This is a genomic window from Diaminobutyricimonas aerilata, assembly GCF_002797715.1.
GTDB lineage: Bacteria > Actinomycetota > Actinomycetes > Actinomycetales > Microbacteriaceae > Diaminobutyricimonas > Diaminobutyricimonas aerilata.
Genome location: NZ_PGFF01000001.1, coordinates 975,602 through 992,565, shown reverse-complemented (window position 1 = coordinate 992,565; position 16,964 = coordinate 975,602). Strand labels below are relative to the sequence as shown.

At 71.2% G+C, this 16,964-nt stretch carries 16 protein-coding genes; 7 read left to right on the top strand and 9 right to left on the bottom strand.

What is annotated here, in order from left to right:
* Nucleotides 1-63: 63 nt before the first annotated feature.
* Nucleotides 64-936: an aldo/keto reductase gene (locus CLV46_RS04785; protein WP_100363719.1), complete on the top strand. Its 873-nt coding sequence runs from the start codon at nt 64-66 to the stop codon at nt 934-936.
* 13 nt (nt 937-949) lie between these two features.
* Here CLV46_RS04785 and rsmI read toward each other — a convergent pair whose 3' ends face one another.
* The gene (gene rsmI, locus CLV46_RS04780) at nt 950-1,768 is read right to left on the bottom strand and encodes a 16S rRNA (cytidine(1402)-2'-O)-methyltransferase (protein WP_100365898.1); all 819 of its coding nucleotides are present in this window, start codon (nt 1,766-1,768) and stop codon (nt 950-952) included.
* 147 nt (nt 1,769-1,915) lie between these two features.
* On the opposite strand from rsmI, the gene CLV46_RS04775 reads away from it, so the two are divergent.
* From CLV46_RS04775 to CLV46_RS04760, 4 genes are all read left to right on the top strand, one after another.
* A complete protein-coding gene (locus CLV46_RS04775; RefSeq protein ID WP_245866520.1) occupies nt 1,916-3,571 on the top strand; it encodes a dolichyl-phosphate-mannose--protein mannosyltransferase in 1,656 nt (551 codons plus the stop codon).
* A complete protein-coding gene (locus CLV46_RS04770; protein ID WP_100363718.1) occupies nt 3,562-4,536 on the top strand; it encodes a YeiH family protein in 975 nt (324 codons plus the stop codon). The genes CLV46_RS04775 and CLV46_RS04770 overlap by 10 nt, the downstream gene beginning before the upstream one ends.
* Before the next feature lie 71 nt (nt 4,537-4,607).
* A complete protein-coding gene (locus CLV46_RS04765) occupies nt 4,608-5,903 on the top strand; it encodes an O-acetylhomoserine aminocarboxypropyltransferase/cysteine synthase family protein (RefSeq protein WP_100363717.1) in 1,296 nt (431 codons plus the stop codon).
* Nucleotides 5,900-6,493, top strand: a complete 594-nt coding sequence (locus CLV46_RS04760; RefSeq protein ID WP_100363716.1) for a CoA-binding protein — start codon at nt 5,900-5,902, stop codon at nt 6,491-6,493. Before CLV46_RS04765 ends, CLV46_RS04760 begins: the two co-directional genes overlap by 4 nt.
* A gap of 92 nt (nt 6,494-6,585) precedes the next feature.
* On the opposite strand, the gene CLV46_RS04755 is transcribed toward CLV46_RS04760, so the two are convergent.
* Nucleotides 6,586-7,293 (bottom strand): lysophospholipid acyltransferase family protein, encoded by a 708-nt coding sequence (locus CLV46_RS04755; protein ID WP_100363715.1) that lies wholly within the window; start codon nt 7,291-7,293, stop codon nt 6,586-6,588.
* A gap of 212 nt (nt 7,294-7,505) precedes the next feature.
* Here CLV46_RS04755 and CLV46_RS04750 point away from each other — a divergent pair, with 212 nt between their 5' ends.
* Nucleotides 7,506-9,806: a glycosyltransferase family 2 protein gene (locus tag CLV46_RS04750; protein WP_100363714.1), complete on the top strand. Its 2,301-nt coding sequence runs from the start codon at nt 7,506-7,508 to the stop codon at nt 9,804-9,806.
* The gene (locus CLV46_RS04745) at nt 9,803-11,371 is read left to right on the top strand and encodes a chitinase (protein ID WP_100363713.1); all 1,569 of its coding nucleotides are present in this window, start codon (nt 9,803-9,805) and stop codon (nt 11,369-11,371) included. The genes CLV46_RS04750 and CLV46_RS04745 overlap by 4 nt, the downstream gene beginning before the upstream one ends.
* 6 nt (nt 11,372-11,377) lie before the next feature.
* On the opposite strand, the gene CLV46_RS04740 is transcribed toward CLV46_RS04745, so the two are convergent.
* The 7 genes from CLV46_RS04740 to CLV46_RS04710 form a co-directional block, all read right to left on the bottom strand.
* A complete protein-coding gene (locus CLV46_RS04740) occupies nt 11,378-13,231 on the bottom strand; it encodes a thioredoxin domain-containing protein (protein WP_100363712.1) in 1,854 nt (617 codons plus the stop codon).
* 123 nt (nt 13,232-13,354) lie between these two features.
* The gene (locus tag CLV46_RS04735) at nt 13,355-14,182 is read right to left on the bottom strand and encodes an aldo/keto reductase (protein WP_100363711.1); all 828 of its coding nucleotides are present in this window, start codon (nt 14,180-14,182) and stop codon (nt 13,355-13,357) included.
* A gap of 68 nt (nt 14,183-14,250) precedes the next feature.
* The gene (locus tag CLV46_RS04730) at nt 14,251-15,390 is read right to left on the bottom strand and encodes a bifunctional 2-methylcitrate synthase/citrate synthase (protein ID WP_100363710.1); all 1,140 of its coding nucleotides are present in this window, start codon (nt 15,388-15,390) and stop codon (nt 14,251-14,253) included.
* Nucleotides 15,391-15,467: 77 nt separating this feature from the next.
* A complete protein-coding gene (locus CLV46_RS04725; RefSeq protein ID WP_100363709.1) occupies nt 15,468-15,917 on the bottom strand; it encodes a pilus assembly protein TadG-related protein in 450 nt (149 codons plus the stop codon).
* Nucleotides 15,914-16,366, bottom strand: a complete 453-nt coding sequence (locus tag CLV46_RS04720) for a hypothetical protein (protein WP_100363708.1) — start codon at nt 16,364-16,366, stop codon at nt 15,914-15,916. Before CLV46_RS04720 ends, CLV46_RS04725 begins: the two co-directional genes overlap by 4 nt.
* Nucleotides 16,341-16,730, bottom strand: coding sequence for a TadE/TadG family type IV pilus assembly protein (locus tag CLV46_RS04715; protein WP_245866518.1), 390 nt, complete (start codon nt 16,728-16,730; stop codon nt 16,341-16,343). The genes CLV46_RS04720 and CLV46_RS04715 overlap by 26 nt, the downstream gene beginning before the upstream one ends.
* Nucleotides 16,730-16,909, bottom strand: a complete 180-nt coding sequence (locus CLV46_RS04710) for a hypothetical protein (RefSeq protein ID WP_100363707.1) — start codon at nt 16,907-16,909, stop codon at nt 16,730-16,732. The genes CLV46_RS04715 and CLV46_RS04710 overlap by 1 nt, the downstream gene beginning before the upstream one ends.
* Nucleotides 16,910-16,964 lie beyond the last annotated feature (55 nt).

The window sequence follows — 16,964 nt, the reverse complement described above, 5'->3', positions numbered from 1 at the left end:
CGCTCGTCCAGCGCTCCTCCAGGCTGAAGGGGACGCGGCCCGCGCCCGCATAGAGTGCCGCGCATGAAGCAGCGACGAATCGGTCCCCTCTCCGTCAGCGCGATCGGCCTCGGCGGCATGCCCATGTCGATCCCCGGCCGGCCCGACCGCGACCGGTCCATCGCGACCGTCCACGCGGCGCTGGACTCGGGCATCACCCTCATCGACACGGCCGACGCCTACACGACCGAGGCCGACGGGCAGGGACACAACGAGGAACTCATCGCCGAGGCGCTGCGCACCTGGTCGGGCGACACGTCGGACGTGCTCGTCGCGACGAAGGGTGGACTCATCTTCCGTTCGAGCCCCCCGTGGGAGAACAACGGGCATCCGGCCTACTTGAAGAAGGCGGCGAAGGAGTCCGCCCGCCGTCTCGGGGTCGAGGCGATCGGCCTCTACCAGTTCCACCGACCCGACCGGCAGATCGACTACGCCGAATCACTCGGCGCGTTCGTCGACCTGCTCGATGAGGGCGTCATCCGCATGGCGGGCATCTCGAACGCCTCCATCGCCGAGATCCAGATCGCCCGCGAGGTGCTCGGCGATCGTCTCGTGTCGGTGCAGAACCAGTTCTCCCCGGCCTACCGCGACTCGCTCGGCGAACTCGACTACTGCGGGCAGCACGGCATCGCGTTCCTGCCCTGGAGCCCGCTCGGCGGAATCAGCAAGGCGGGCGAGGTCGGCGGCGAACACACCGCGTTCGGTGCGCTCGCCGAGGAGCTCGGCGTCAGCCCGCAGCAGGTCGTGCTCGCCTGGGAGCTCTCGCTCAGCCCGGTGGTCATCCCCATCCCGGGGGCGTCGCGGCCCGAGTCGATCCGGGACTCGGCCGCCGCGGCGGAGCTCGAGCTCACCGAGCAGCAGCTCGAGGCGCTCAGCGCGAGCGTGCCGGCGCGCTGAGCGCCGGCGCGGTTCAGCGCGAGCGGCGAGCGGCGAGCGCCGCCTCGTAGAGGTCGCGACGACCGAGGCCCGTCTCGGCGGCGACGTCGGCCGCCGCCTCCTTGAGGCGCGCGCCTCCGGCGACGAGTCCGAGCACCCGCTCGACCGCGTCCGCCGGGTCGGTCGTGACCGCCCCGGCCCCCTCGACCACGAGCACGATCTCGCCGCGCGCGCCGTCCGCGAAGCGCTCGGCGACCTCCGCGGCGGTGCCGCGCACGACCTCCTCGTGCAGCTTCGTCAGCTCCCGGCACACGGCGACACGACGATCCGGTCCGAAGGATGCGGCGAGTTCGGCGAGGGTGTCGCCGATGCGGTTCGGGGACTCGAAGAACACCAGGGTGCGCCGCTCGGTGGCGAGCGCATCGAAGTACGACGCCCGTCCCTTGCGGGGCACGAATCCCTCGAAGGCGAACCGGTCGGTCGGCAGCCCGCTCACGGCGAGGGCGGTGAGCACGGCGCTCGGCCCGGGCAGCGCCGTCACCGTCACACCCGCCTCGGCCGCGGCGGCGACGAGGGGGAAGCCCGGATCGCTCACGGTCGGCATTCCCGCATCCGTGAGCACCAGCAGGTCGCTGTCGCGCGCCGCCTCGACGAGCTCCGCCGCGCGGGCGGTCTCGTTGTGCTCGTGCAGGGGGATGAGCCGGGGCCGGTTCTCGACACCGAGCGCGCGCATGAGGTGGATCGCCGTGCGGGTGTCCTCGGCCGCGATCGTCTCGGCGTTCTCGAGCGCCTCCACGAGACGGCGGGAGGCGTCGCCGAGGTTTCCGATCGGGGTCGCGGCGAGGATGATCACCTCGCCATCATCCCCGATGCACGAGGGCGCGACCCCGGAGAGGGCGAGAGCGACCGGTTTCTCGACGTCGTGCGCGTTCGCGGAGGAGCCGCGAACGCCGTCGTCCCCCGCCCGGGCCCGGCCCACGCGGCGAACTACGATGGCCGGGTGAGCGCGAGCGACCCCTCCCCCGCGCCCAGCGAGGTCGACCGTCTCATCGCCGGTGGCACCTCCGGCACGCCGCACGCCGCCGTCGACGAGCCGCGCGGCACGCGGCTCGACGACTGGTGGGGTCGGATGCTCGCGACTCCCGCTCGCGCGCGGCTCTGGCGGTGGGGCGGACCGGCGTTCGTGCTGCTCGTGGCCGCCGTGCTGCGCCTGTGGAACCTCGCGCATCCGCAGGCCCTCGTGTTCGACGAGACCTACTACGTGAAAGACGCGTACACGCTCATGCGCCTCGGGTACGAGGGGTCGTGGGGTGAGGACGCGAACGAGCAGTTCGCGGGCGGCAACCCCGACGTGTACTCGACCGACCCGAGCTTCGTCGCGCATCCGCCGCTCGGCAAGTGGATCATCGCCGCGGGCCTCGCGGCGTTCGGGGCGGAGAACCCCGTCGGCTGGCGCCTCAGCACCGCCGTCGTCGGGTTGCTCGTCATCGCGGTCACCATGGCGGTCGCGTGGGCGCTGTTCCGCTCCACGCTTCTCACCGTGATCGCGGGCGGGCTGCTCGCGATCGACGGCAACGCGATCGTGATGAGCCGGGTCGCCCTGCTCGACGGCTCCCTCACGTTGCTCGCACTGCTCGGCGTCGCCGCGGTGCTGCTCGACCGCCGGTGGACGCGACGCCGACTCGACCTGTGGGTGCTCAGCCGCACGGATGCGGGCAAGGGGCTCGACTGGGGGCCGGCGCTGTGGTGGCGGCCGTGGCTGATGGTCGCTGGGCTCGCGTTCGGGCTCGCGATCGGCGTGAAGTGGAGCGGGCTGTACTTCCTCGCGGCACTCGCCGTGTACACCCTTGTCGTCGACGCCGTCGCGCGCCGCCGGGCGGGAGTGCCGTTCTGGGCCACCGGCACGGTGCTCAAGCAGGGTCCGGTGAGTTTCCTCCTCACGGTTCCGATCGCCGCGGTCGCCTACCTCGCGACGTGGACGGGCTGGTTCGCGACCGACGGCGGGTACTTCCGCCACTGGGTCGAGGAGGGCAACACCGCCTGGGGCGGGCTGCTCGCCTGGGTTCCCGTCGACCTGCAGAACTGGTGGCACTACCAGGCGACGATGTACAACTACCACGTCGGCGAGAACCGCCCCCACGGGTATCAGGCGAATCCGCTCACCTGGCTGCTCATGATCCGCCCGACGAGCATGTACTGGCGCAGCGTCGAGACCGGCGACGACGGATGCACCGCCGACCTGTGCGGTCAGAGCATCACGGGGATCGCGAACCCGCTCATCTGGTGGGCTGCCACGGCCGCATGCCTGTACCTCGTGTACCGGCTCGCGCGGTACCGGGAGTGGCGCGTCGGCTTCATTCTGATCGCGCTCGCGGCGGGCTACCTGCCGTGGTTGCTGTACCTGGGGCGCACGGTGTTCCAGTTCTACACGATCGCCTTCGAGCCCTACCTCGTGCTCGGGCTCGTGGCGGTGATCGGCATCATCCTCGGCTCCCGGCACGACCCGACCTGGAGGCGCCTCAGCGGCATCCGCCTCGTGGCGATCTACCTCGGCTTCTGCGTGCTCGTGAGCGCGTTCTTCCTGCCGTTGTGGACCGGCGCGCAGGTGCCGTGGTGGTTCATCCAGCTGCACTACTGGCTGCCCGGATGGCGATGACCGCAACGCGCGTGCTGCCCGGGATCGTGGTGTGCGCGGCCGCCGCGCTCGCCGCCTGGGCGCTCGCGACGGCGGTGCCGGCCGTGCCGCTGCTCACCGCGGCCGTCGCGCTCGGGATCCTCGTCGGCCAGCTGCCGCTGCCCGCGGCGCTGCGCCCGGGTCTCGGGTTCTCGTCGCGGCGGCTCATGCGCATCGGGGTGGTGCTGCTCGGACTGAAGCTCAGCCTCGGCGACATCGCCGAGCTCGGCTGGGCGGCGATCCTCGGCGCCGTCGCGGTCGTCGTGCTCACGTTCGTCATCACCTGGGCGCTCGGACGGCTGCTGCGCCTTCCCGGCGACCAGCCGTTGCTCATCGCTGCCGGCTTCTCGATCTGCGGGGCGTCCGCGATCGGCGCGATGAGCGGCGCGCTGCGCGCGAACGATCGGGATGCGGCGACGCCGGTGGCCCTCGTGACCCTCTGCGGCACCCTGGCGATCGCCGTGCTGCCGCCCCTGCAGCATCCGCTCGGTCTCGACGCCGAGCAGTTCGGGCACTGGGTGGGCGCCGGCGTGCACGACGTCGGACAGGTCGTGGCGACCGCCCAGATCGCGGGCCCCGCCGCCCTCGCGATCGCTCTCGTCATCAAGCTCACCCGCGTGATCATGCTCGCCCCCATGGTCGCGGTCGCCGCCGCCGTGGAGCGACGCCGCGGCGAGGGCGACGGCCCGCGTCCGCCGATCGTGCCCCTCTTCGTCGTCGGCTTCGTCGCGGCGGTCCTCATCCGCTCGTTCCTACCCGTGCCGGATGAGGTGCTGCACGGGGCCGACCTGCTGCAGACGGCGTTGCTCGCGATGGCGTTGTTCGCGCTCGGTACCGCCGTGCGGGTGCGCGAGCTCGTCACGACCGGGTGGCGGGCGCTCGTCGTCGGACTCGGGTCGTGGATCGTCGTCGCGCTGCTCGCGCTCGCCGCCGTGCGACTCTCCTGACGCGCAAGCCCCGCGTCACAGTGTTACGCCGCCCGTCGGAACGCCCTCCGGCGCGCGATTAGCCTGGGCGCATGGCTGATCGCGAATACGGCTTCCGCACGCGGGCGATCCACGCGGGCAACATCCCCGACGCGGTGACCGGCTCGCGCGCGCTGCCGATCTACCAGACGACCGCGTTCGTCTTCGACGACACGACGGATGCGGCGGCACGGTTCGCGCTGCAGAAGTACGGCAACATCTACAGCCGGCTCGCGAACCCCACCGTCGCGAGCTTCGAGGAGCGCATCGCGAGCCTCGAGGGCGGCCTCGGCGCCGTCGCGACCGGCAGCGGCCTCTCGGCGCAGTTCATCACCTTCGCCTCCCTCGCCGGGGCGGGCGACCACATCGTCGCCGCGGCGAGCCTCTACGGCGGCTCGCTCACCCAGCTCGACATCACCCTGCGCCGCTTCGGCGTGGAGACGACGTTCGTGCACGGCACCGACCCGGCCGATTACGCCGCCGCGATCACCGACCGCACGAAGGCCGTGTTCGCGGAGACGATCTCGAACCCCTCCGGCGAGATCGCCGACCTCGAGGGCCTCGCCGCCGTGGCGCACGCCGCCGACGTGCCGCTCATCATCGACTCCACCATCTCGACCCCCTACCTGAACCGCCCGATCGAGTGGGGCGCCGACATCGTCACCCACTCGGCGACGAAGTTCCTCGGCGGTCACGGCACGACCCTCGGCGGCGTCGTCGTCGAATCGGGGCGCTTCCACTGGGCGAACGACCGGTTCCCGCTGTTCGACTCCCCCGTGCCCTCCTACGGCGGACTCAACTGGCACGGCAACTTCGGCGAGTACGCGTTCCTCACCCGGCTGCGGGCCGAGCAGTTGCGCGACATCGGCCCGGTGCTCGCGCCGCACTCGGCGTTCCTGCTGGCGCAGGGCGTCGAGACGCTGCCGTACCGCATCCAGGCTCACGTCGACAACGCGCGTGCGGTCGCGGAGTGGCTGGAAGCCGACCCGCGCATCGACTACGTGAACTGGGCCGGCCTGCCGTCGCATCCGCACCACGAGCGCGCGCAGAAGTACCTGCCGAAGGGGCCGGGCGCCGTGTTCAGCTTCGGCGTGAAGGGCGGCCGCGAGGCCGGGCAGAAGTTCATCGAGAGCGTCAACCTCGCCAGCCACTTGGCGAACATCGGCGACGCGAAGACCCTCGTCATCCACCCCGCCTCGACGACGCACGCGCAGCTGAGCGAGCAGCAGCTCGTCGATGCGGGCGTCGAACCGGGCCTCGTGCGCATCAGTGTGGGAATAGAGGACGTCGAGGACATCGTTGACGACCTCGACCAGGCGTTGAACCTGGCGACGGGAGGACGGGTATGACCGACACGGCGATCGCACCGACGGAGACCGAATCCATCACCGGGCAGCTCGCGAACGGGCTGACCTGTTCCATCCCCGCGAGCTCTCCGCTCGCGAAGCTGCTGCGCTCACAGCGCACCTGGTTCGGTCCGGATGCGAAGGAGCGCCTGTCGATCCTGCGTAAGGCGAAGTCGATCGCGATCGTGGGCGCGTCGCCGAACCCGGCTCGCTCGAGCTATTTCGTCGGCACGTACCTGCAGCAGTCCAGCCCCTACCGCGTGTACTTCGTGAATCCGAACGCCGACACGATCCTCGGCGAGAAGGCCTACCCCGACCTCAAGTCGCTCCCCGAAGTGCCCGACATCGTCGACGTGTTCCGCAAGGCGAGCGACATCCCGTCGGTCATCGACGACGTGCTCGAGATCGGCGCGAAGACGGTGTGGGTGCAGCTCGGCATCTGGAACGAGGAGGCCGCGCGCTACGGCGAGGAGAACGGCCTCACCGTCGTCATGGACCGCTGCATCAAGGTGGAGCACGCCCGCTTCCACGGCGGCCTGCACCTGCTCGGCTTCGACACGGGCGTCATCAGCTCGCGCCGCACGCTCCGCTAGCGGACGTCCCCGGGTCCGATCCTCGGGCCGCATCCGCCGGCGACGGGGACGGCGCCCGCGCTTCGACGAGCTTCGACGAGCTCAGCGACCGCTCAGCGGCGCTCGCGGCGCACGGCGCGGCGGATGCGCTCCGCCACGTTCGCCGGGGGCGGCTCGTTGTAGGCGTTCGCGAGCTCCTGCCCCGACAGGCGCTGGATGGCCTGCATGACCTCGTCCGTCGCCTGGCGGCGGGCGCGGCCCGACGAGGCCTCCCCGTGCTTCGACAGGTCGAGCGGCACGCCGAACTCGACGGTCACCCGGGCGAAGCGGATGCGCTTCGATCCGACGGGCTGGATGTCCTGCGTGCCGCTCAGCGCGACCGGCACGACGGGTACGCCGGCCGTGAGCGCGAGCCACGCGACACCGGTGCGGCCCTTGTAGAGCCGTCCGTCGAGGGACCGGGTGCCCTCGGGGTAGATGGCGAACGCGTCGCCCGCCTGCAGGATCTCGAGGCCCTTGTCGAGCGCATCCTGAGCCGCCTGACCGGCGCCGCGCACGACCGGAACGGCGCCGATTCCGGTGAAGAACGCGCGTGAGATCGCGCCCTTGAGCCCGGGACCGTCGAAGTACGACGACTTCGCGAGGAACGACACCGAGCGGGGCGCCACGAGCGTGATCACGACACTGTCGATGAACGACAGGTGGTTGCTCGCCAGCAGCACGCCGCCCTCCTTCGGCACGTTCCGTCGCCCCACGATGCGCGGGCGGAACAGGAGTCGGGCGAGGGGGGCGAGGAACACGCGCGCCAAGAACTTCAGCACCCGTCCACCCTCCCACGGGCCGAACGCGGCGCAGCACAAGAGCAGGGGTACGGTTCGGGGTACAAGATTGTCCCCCAAGATGCCCACAATCACCCCATGACGGGGGCCGCGCGATGCGGGGCGCGCATGCGAGTCTTCTCTGCGGCGGAACTACCCGAACGGTGTCGACCCGAAAGACGCCGGGTTCCGCTCCCCGAAGGACACCCCCCAATATGCCCGAAAGCCCTTCTGCCGCGCGTACCCGACGTCGGCAGTGGGGAGCTGAGACGCGCCTGCGTCCGCTCCCCTCCGTCCACCCCGTCCCCAGCGACCGCAAGATCACCCTCGGCCGCCTCGCCATCATCGCGACCGTGCTGTTCTGGCTCGCGTACGTGATCTACACGATCGTGCGCCAGTTCCTCAACAACGGCACCGAGAGCTTCCGGTTCACGACCGAGGCGATCTCCTACCTCGTCGTCGTGACGTTCCTCACGTTCTCGGCGCTCATGTACCTCATCGCGCGGCAGGGTGCGCTCCAGCGCTTCCGTGACCACAAGCGGGTGCCGCGCGCCGAGCTCGACCGTCACTTCGCGGTGAATCAGCGCAGCATGACGGTGCTCGTGCCGAGCTACGCCGAGGAGCCGGATGTCATCCGTGCGACCCTGTGGTCCGCGGCGCTGCAGGAGTACCCGAGCCTGCGCGTCGTGCTGCTGCTCGACGACCCGCCCTTCCCGAGCGACCCGGCGGTCGCCGCGCGTCTCGAGGAGTCGCGGGCGCTCGCGCAGCAGATCCAGTCGGAGCTCGCCGTCCCGTCGACGCGCTTCGCCGACGCCATGCTGCACTTCGAGCTCGACAGCGGTGAGGGGGTGAACCTGCGCCACGTCGCCGACCTCGCCGAGAACTACGTGTGGGCGGCCGACTGGCTCGACGCGAAGGCCGACGCCGAGAAGCTCGACGACCACGTCGACCACTTCTTCGTGAACGAGGTGCTCCGCGGTCTCTCCGCGGAACTCCGGGTCACGGCGGATGCGCTGCGTGCGGCCTACGCGGAGGGCACCGCGCTCGCGCCCGACCGCATGATCGAGCTGTACCGCCGCCTCGTCTGGACCTTCTCCGCCGAGGTGCTGAACTTCGAGCGCAAGCGCTACGCCTCCGTGTCGCACGAGGCGAACAAGGCGATGAACCTCAACGCCTACATCGGCCTCATGGGCGGCTCGTACCGCCTCGAGCCGACCCCCGCCGGCGACATCCTGCGCACCGTGCCGGCCGGCGAGCCGGCGGACCTGGTCATCCCCGACACCGACTACCTGCTCACGCTCGACGCCGACTCGCTGCTGCTGCGCGACTACTGCCTGCGACTCGTGTACTTCCTCGAGCAGCCCGACAACGCGCGGGTCGCGGTCACCCAGACCCCGTACTCGTCGTTCCGCGGCGCGAGCACGCGCATCGAGCGTCTCGCCGGCGCGACCACGGATCTGCAGCACATCCTCCACCAGGGCAAGTCGTACTTCAACGCGACCTTCTGGGTGGGCGCCAACGCGGTCATCCGCAAGCGCGCGCTCGACGACATCGTCGAGACCGAGACGGTCGGCGGGTTCCCCGTGCACCGGTACGTGCAGGACCGCACGGTCATCGAAGACACCGAGTCGAGCGTCGACCTCGGCACCCACGGCTGGTCGCTCGTGAACTACCCGGAGCGCCTCAGCTACAGCGCGACTCCGCCGGACTTCGGCTCGCTCGTCGTGCAGCGTCGCCGCTGGGCGAACGGCGGTCTGCTCATCATGCCGAAGCTGTGGCGCCAGATCCGCGAGCGTAAGGCGCGCGGTGAGCGGGTGGGCTGGACCGAGCTCTTCCTGCGCGTGAACTACATGTCCTCGATCGCGTGGGCGAGCTTCGGCCTCGTGTTCCTCCTCGCCTACCCATACGACAGCCGCCTGCTGAGCCCGATGGTGCTGCTGGCCGCACTGCCGTACTTCCTCGCGATGGCGAGCGACCTCAGGTACGCCGGGTACAAGGCGACGGATGTGTTCCGCATCTACGGCTTCAACCTCATCCTGCTGCCGGTGAACCTGGCCGGCGTGATCAAGTCGGTGCAGCAGGCGATCACGGGCAAGAAGATCCCGTTCGCCCGCACCCCGAAGGTGCGCAACCGCACGGCCGCCCCGCTGCTCTACGTCGTGGCGCCCTACGCGATCGTCGCCTTCTCGGCGTTCACCTTCTGGCGCGACGTCCAGGCGCAGAACTGGGGCAACGCGGCGTTCGCCGCGTTCAACGCCCTGCTCGCGCTCGGCGCCATCCTCGCCTACATCGGCATCGGCGCCTCGCTCGTCGACATCTGGCTCGGCCTCACCAAGTGGCTGTACGTCGAGCCGAAGCCGCGGCAGAGCCGCGCCCCGAAGGAGGCGGCGCCGGCCGCTCCCGCCGCGCTCGACTGGCGCGCGGTGCTGTACCACGGCACGGCCGACGGACCCGTGCAGTTCGATCTCGAGTCGGCCGTTCCCGCGGCCGCCATCCCCGCGGAGGCTTCCCGATGACCACGGCCCACGAAGGGCGGCGCCTGTCGCCGCTGCGCGTCACCCTCGCGACCCTCCTGCTCGGCGGTCTCGTCGCCGCCGGCGTGGTGAGCGTGCAGGCCTGGGCGAGCGCCCAGGTGACCACGTCGGAGGACCCCTGGTTCGCGGGCTACGTCGACGCCACCGCGACCCCCGCGTTCGCGTTCGAGAACCCCGCGACCGAGGAGTCGCAGGATGTCGTGCTGTCGTTCATCGTCGCCTCGAGCGACGACGGATGCGAGCCGACCTGGGGCAACGCCTACGGGCTCGACGAGGCGGCGGAGTCCCTCGACCTCGACCGGCGCATCGCTCGCCTCGAGCAGCGTGGCGGCGGGATCGCCGTGTCGTTCGGCGGACTCACGAACGACGAGCTGTCGACGGTCTGCACCGACGACGACGCGCTGCTGAAGGCGTACCGCTCGGTGATCGAGCGGTACGACGTCACGACGATCGACCTCGACATCGAGGGCGACGACCTCGCCGACGAGCGGGGCGGCGAGCGCCGCGCCGAGGCGATCGCCGCGCTGCAGAAGGAGCGCCGCGACGCCGACGAGCACCTCGCGGTGTGGCTGACGCTCCCCGCCGCGACCTTCGGACTCACCGAGGAGGGCACCACCGCCGTGCAACAGATGCTGGATGCGGGGGTCGATATCGCGGGCGTCAACGCCATGACGATGAACTTCGGCGAGAGCCGCGAGAAGGGCGAGACGATGGCGGAGGCCTCGATCCGCTCCCTGACGCAGACGCACCGCCAGCTCGGCGTGCTCTACGAACTCAGCGGCACCGAGCTCAGCGACGCGACGCTGTGGCGCAAGATCGGCGCGACCCCGATGCTCGGGCAGAACGACGTGAAGACCGAGGTCTTCGGCCTCGACGACGCGCGGGAGCTCAACACCTGGGCGGTGAAGAAGGGACTCGGCCGCATGTCGGTCTGGTCGCTCAACCGCGACGTGAGCTGCGGCCCGAACTACGTCGACCTCACCCGGGTCTCGGATGCGTGCAGCGGCATCGAGCAGGGTGAGGAGCGCTTCGCGAAGCTGCTCGGCGACGGCTTCGACGGCCGCGCGATGCTCTCCGCCGGCCGTGTCACGACCTCCGAGCCGACCGACCCCTCGGACTACGTCGACGACCCCGCGACGAGCCCCTACACGATCTGGGACGAGGAGAGCTCCTACCTCAAGGGCACCAAGGTGGTCTGGCACCGCAACGTCTACGAGGCGAAGTGGTGGACGAAGGGCGAGCTGCCCGACGACCCGGTGCTCAACGAGTGGGAGACGCCGTGGACCCTCATCGGGCCGGTGCTCGCCGGCGAGAAGCCGATCGAGATGCCGACCCTGGCGCTCGGCACCTACCCCGAGTGGGAGGGCATGTCCGCCTACGAGAAGGGCACCCGCGTGCTCTTCGAGGGCATCCCGTACGAGGCCAAGTGGTGGAACACCGGCGAGAGCCCCGAGGCGTACTCGTCGGATCCGGACAGCTCCCCGTGGGTGCCGCTCACGGCGGACGAGATCGCGGAGATCGCCGAGGCGGGGGCTCCGACCCCCTGACTTCGCTCAGCCGCCGAGCGGTTCGCTGACCTGACTCGCGAGCCGCTCGGCTTCCACCTCCGGCAGCCGGCAGACGAAGTCCCGGCACAGGTATGCCGTCGCCCGCCCGTCGCGGGCGGTGCGCCCCTCGAGCAGTTCGAATCCCGCACTGCTCCAGGCGGCGGCCTGCTGGGGGGTGACCACGGCGACGACCCCGCGTGCCATGCGCCGCGCGGTCGTCACGACCGGATCGTCGGCGCGCCCCTCGGGCGCCACGACCACCAGCTGCTCGAGCGGCGCCGCCAGACGCGTCGCGAGCTCGAGCGTCGCGCCGAACGCGATCGGGCTCTGCAGGGCCTGCGTCGCGACGGCGCCCACGGCCGCCCGAGCGGCGTCGGAGTACCGGGGATCGGCGGTGAGCGCGAATAGGGTCGCGCACGCCGCCCCCATGGCACTGACGCCGCTCGGGTAGGCCCCTTCGCTCGGGTCGAGCGGCAGGGCGAGCCCGCGGGCTGCGAGCACCGGATCGGCGCCGCCGGCCGCCGCGAACGGCAGCCCCGACTCGGCCCCGGCCGCGATCGCCGCATCCGCGAACTGTCGGGCGAGTTCGGCGTAGCGCACCTCGCCCGTCGCGGTGGCGACGCGCAGCAGCGCCCCGGCGAGCATCCCGAAGTCCTCGAGGGTGGGGACCGCATCCGAGAGCCGGCCCGCGGATGAGGCGCGGGCGAGCCGACCGTCGCGCAGGTGTCGTTCGAGCAGTTCGTCGAGCGCCCCACGCGCCGCGTCGATGAGGTCGGGTCGGTCGAGCCGCTCCCCCGCCTCGACGAGCGCCTCGATGGCGAGTCCGTTCCAGCCGGTGAGCACCTTCTCGTCGAGCGCGGGCGGCTTCTGCCGCGTCCGCTCGTCGGCGTCGAGCTTGTAGTACCCGCCCTCGACGCGGCGGCCGTCGATCTCGCTCTCGCTGTCTTGCGCCGACGCGAAGCCGCCCGGCACGCGCAGCACCTCGAGCAGGAAGCGCGCCACGCCCTCGGCGACCTCGCGCGAGCCGAGCCGCGCGGCGACGCGCAGCAGCAGCGCGTTGTCGTAGAGCATCCGCTCGTAGTGCGGGTCGGACCAGTCCCGCTGGGTGGCGTAGCGGAAGAAGCCGCCCTCGACGGGGTCGCGCAGCGGCGACGCCGCCATGGCGTCGAGCGTGCGGCGCACGAGGCCGTCAGCGTTCGCGTCGCCGTGGGCGCCGCGCGCGGCGAGGAAGCCGAGCACCGTCGCGACGGGGAATTTCGGGGCGCCGCCGAATCCGCCGAACTGCGGGTCTTCGTGGCTCGCGAGCCCGGCGACGGCGGCGGCGAGCGCCGCCTCGTCGGGCAGGTTCGTGCCCGCGGCAGCGGGTCGCGCCGCGAGCGCCTCGGCGATCGCGGCGGCGGTGCCCTCGGCCTGCTCGCGGCGCTGGGTCCACGCCTCGGTGACCGCGTCGAGCAGTTGCGGGAACGACGGGCGCCCGACCATCGGCTGCGGCGGGAAGTAGGTGCCGGCGTAGAAGGTGCGACCCTCCGGGGTCGCGAAGACGGTGAGCGGCCAGCCGAGCTCACGCGTGAACGCGCCCGCCGCGGTGATGTAGCTCGCGTCGACCTCGGGATGCTCCTCGCGGTCGACCTTGATGCTGACGAAGCGCTCGTTGAGCTGCGCGGCGACCTGCGGATCGCTGAAGCTCTCCCGGGCCATGACGTGGCACCAGTGGCAGGTGGCGTACCCGATGGAGATGAGTACGGGCACGTCGCGGCGCCGCGCCTCCGCGAACGCCTCTTCGCCCCACGGCCACCAGTCCACGGGGTTGCCGGCGTGGGCCCGCAGATAGGGGCTGACCGCATCCGCGAGCCGGTTCATGACGACCTCCGTGCGTTGCGCATCCGCTCGTTCCTGGTTGGTGACCCCCCGTGAGTTGCGGACAACTGCGGGAATCGCGCGTCGCGTTCCCGCAGATGTCCGCAACTCGGCGGGGTCACGGGGTCACTCGACCTCGTCGGGGTGACCGCCGACGCGCTTGTCCGCCTCGAGGGCGTCGAGCGCCTCGAGCTCGTCCTGCGTGAGCTCGATGTCGAACACCTCGAAGTTCTGCTGCATGCGCTCGCGGCTGTTCGACTTCGGGAACACGATGTGCCCGCGGTCGAGGTGCCAGCGGATGACGACCTGCGCAGGCGAGACACCGTGGGCGGACGCCGCGTTCGCGACGGCCTGCGCCTCGAAGAGCGGGTACTTGCCCTGACCGAGCGGGCCCCACGCCTCGGGGTGGATGCCGTGATCGCGGCCGAACTGCACGAGCTCGCGCTGCTGGAACGCCGGGTGCAGCTCGATCTGGTTGACCGCGGGCACCGCGTCCGTCTCGGCGAGCAGGCGCTGCAGGTGCGCGACCGTGAAGTTCGAGACGCCGGTCGAGCGGGTCTTGCCGTCGGCCTGGATCTGCTGCAGGGCCTGCCAGCTCTCCACGTAGCGGTCCTTGCTCGGCACGGGCCAGTGGATGAGGTACAGGTCGACGTAGTCGAGGCCGAGCTTCTCGAGGCTGCGGTCGATCGCGGCGTGCGCCGACTCGGTGCCCTGGTCGGCGTTCCAGAGCTTCGTCGTGATGAAGAGCTCCTCGCGCGGGATGCCCGACTTGGCGATCGCGCGTCCGACGCCCTCCTCGTTCTTGTAGATCGCGGCGGTGTCGATGTGCCGGTACCCGACCTCGAGCGCGTCGCTGACGATGCGTTCGGTCTCGTCCGGGTCGACGAGGAAGACGCCGAATCCGAGCTGAGGGATGTCGTGACCGGAGTTCAGGGTGATCGTGGGAACAGTCATGCTTCCATGCTGTCACCGTGCAGCGCGTCGCCAGCGCGGATCGAGGTGGCTCTCACTCCGCGTTCAGGTCATTCGGCGCTGCGCGGCACCTCGCGCTCGTCGGGACCGACGTAGAGGCTCAGTGGGCGGATGAGCGCGTTGGCCTCGAGCTGCTCCATTACGTGCGCCGTCCACCCGGTGACCCGGCTCGCCACGAACAGCGGAGTGAAGGTCGCCGTGTCGAATCCCATCAGGTGGTAGGCGGGGCCGCTCGGATAGTCGAGGTTCGGGCGGATGTTCTTGCGCTCGACCATCGCGGTCTCGAGCGCGTCGTAGAGAGCGAGCAGGTCGGGACGGTCGTAGTGCTCGACGAGCCGGTCGAGCGCCGCCTTCATCGTCGGCACCCGCGAGTCGCCGTTCTTGTACACGCGGTGTCCGAAGCCCATGATCTTGCGCTTGGCGGCGAGGGCGTCCTCGAGCCACTGCACCGCCGCATCCGCCGACCCGACCTCGTCGAAGACGTTCATGACGGCCTCGTTCGCCCCGCCGTGCAGCGGACCCTTGAGCGCGCCGATCGCGGCGGTGACGGCGGAGTACAGGTCGCTCAGGGTGCTCGTGACGACGCGGGCGGTGAAGGTGGAGGCGTTGAAGGAGTGCTCGGCGTACAGCACCATCGACACGTCGAACGCGTCGACGACGACGAGTTCGGGCACCTCGCCGAAGGTCATGTGCAGCAGGTTCGCCGAGAAGCCGAGGTCGTCGCGCGGTTCGACGAGCTCCTCGCCGCGGCGGCGGCGCTGGTCGTACGCGATCACGGCGGGCAGCTGCGCCCAGAGCCGGATTGACTTGCCGAGGTTCACGTCGCGGTCGACGCTCCCCGCGTGCCCTTCCAGCGGGGCGAGGTTCGCGTCGCGGGCGCCGATGACGCTCACGGCGGTGCGCACGACGTCCATCGGATGCGCGGTGAGCGGCAGCAGGTCGACGACGTCCTTGACGACGGGGTCGAGGTGGCGGTGCGCCCGCTCGTACTGCTCGAACTCCGCCAGCTGACCCGCATCCGGAAGCTCGCCGTGCCAGAGCAGGTAGGCGACCTCCTCGAACGAGGCCCGCTCGGCGAGCTGCTGCACGGGGTAGCCGCGGTAGAGCAACGAGTTCGTCTCGGGGTTGACCTTCGAGACCGCGGTCGTGTCGACCACGACACCCGCGAGCCCCTTCTTGATGTCGTCCATGTGCCCATCCTGCCGCGCCGACCTCGCGCCCGCGCTGTGCGCCCACAACAGTTCCTCAGGAATCCGACCGGGGAGCGTCAGCGCAGCACCGAGCGGGCGACGGCGGTCACCTCGAGGCGGATACCCTCCGGCAGCACGAGGGTGAGCACGGGCGGGCGCCACGAGGCGGAGAGCTCGACCGTCGCGCTGCGTCCGTCGGTCGTCGTGGCACGCTCGACGACGACCTCGTCGAGACGCCCCGTGCCCGCGTCCGCGAGGTAGTCGTCGACGGCCGCCGCGACGTCCCGCGGCCGCAGTTCGGCTCGCGGACCCTCCGGCGTGACGGTCACGGCGTCGAGGTCGAACGCCTCCGCCCCGGCGAGGGCGGCGCCATCGGCGACGGTGTACAGCCGTTTGCGCTCGAGGTAGAGCGAGGTGGCGGCGACGACGACGACGATGAGCGCGAGCGACAGCGCCCCGAAGAAGATCGTGAGCGGCAGGATGCTGCCCGACTCGTCGTCGCGCAGGCGGCGCACGGACGCGATCACGGCACGTCCTGGAAACGGGAGACGCGCTGCGTCGCGCTCGACGCGACGGGCACATCGAACGGAGCCTCCACCCCGAGCGCCGGCGGCACGAGTGGCAGCGGCACGTGCACGACGACCTCGACGGTCACGGTCGCGCGCCGGTCGAGGCAGCGCGCCGGGTCGGGCGAACAGCGGATGCTCACCTCGGCGCGATCCGCGTCGATGCCGTGATCGGCGAGGGCGACGGCGACCGCCGCGGTCGCGGCGTCCTCCGCCTCGCCGGGGGTGTCCGCCTCGACGAACACCCGTGCCGCGTGCCGGGCCGCTCCTTCCACCGCGAGCGAGCCGCCCTGCAGTGCGGACATGGTGAGCACGAGGTAGACGAGCGGCACGAGCAGGATCATCGCCGCCGAGACGAACTCGAGCGACGCGGAGCCGCGTTCGTCAGTCCAGAGCCTCGCGAGCGGCATGGCCGCTCACCTCCAGCGCCCGGTCGGGACCGAGCAGTCCGAGCAGCGGCAGCGGCGTGCGCACCGTCACGACGGTCGCGGGCGCGCCGAGCGCCTCCCCCTCGGCGGCCCGGATGTCGCGGGCGTACGACTCGCCGAGCGCGGTCGTGATGAGCTCACGCGTGCGCTCCACCCCGTCGTCGAGCCGGTTGTCGGCGAGCGCCGCGAACCGTGCCCCCTCGGCCGCCGCGTCGATCACGGTGTTGCGCACGTGCAGCGCGAGCGCGAGCTGGATGACCGACAGCGTGAGCACCGTCAGCAGCGCGCCGACGAGCACGAACTCGGCCGGCGCCGACCCGCGGTCGTCCGCGAGCATCCGGTGCATCAGAATCCGGTGACGCGGTCGATCGCCTGCTCGAACACGGAGGTGAGGGCGGGACCGGCGATCGCCCAGATCACGATCACGAGGCCCGCGGTCATCAGGGTGATGAGCACCCAGCCCGGAACGTCACCCCGCTCATCCGCAAGCCTCGTCGCCATCCGTCTGCCCGTCTGCCACGCCATTCGCGCATGCTCGCAGAGCCCCTGGGCGGATGCGGGGAACTATCCACAAGTGCGC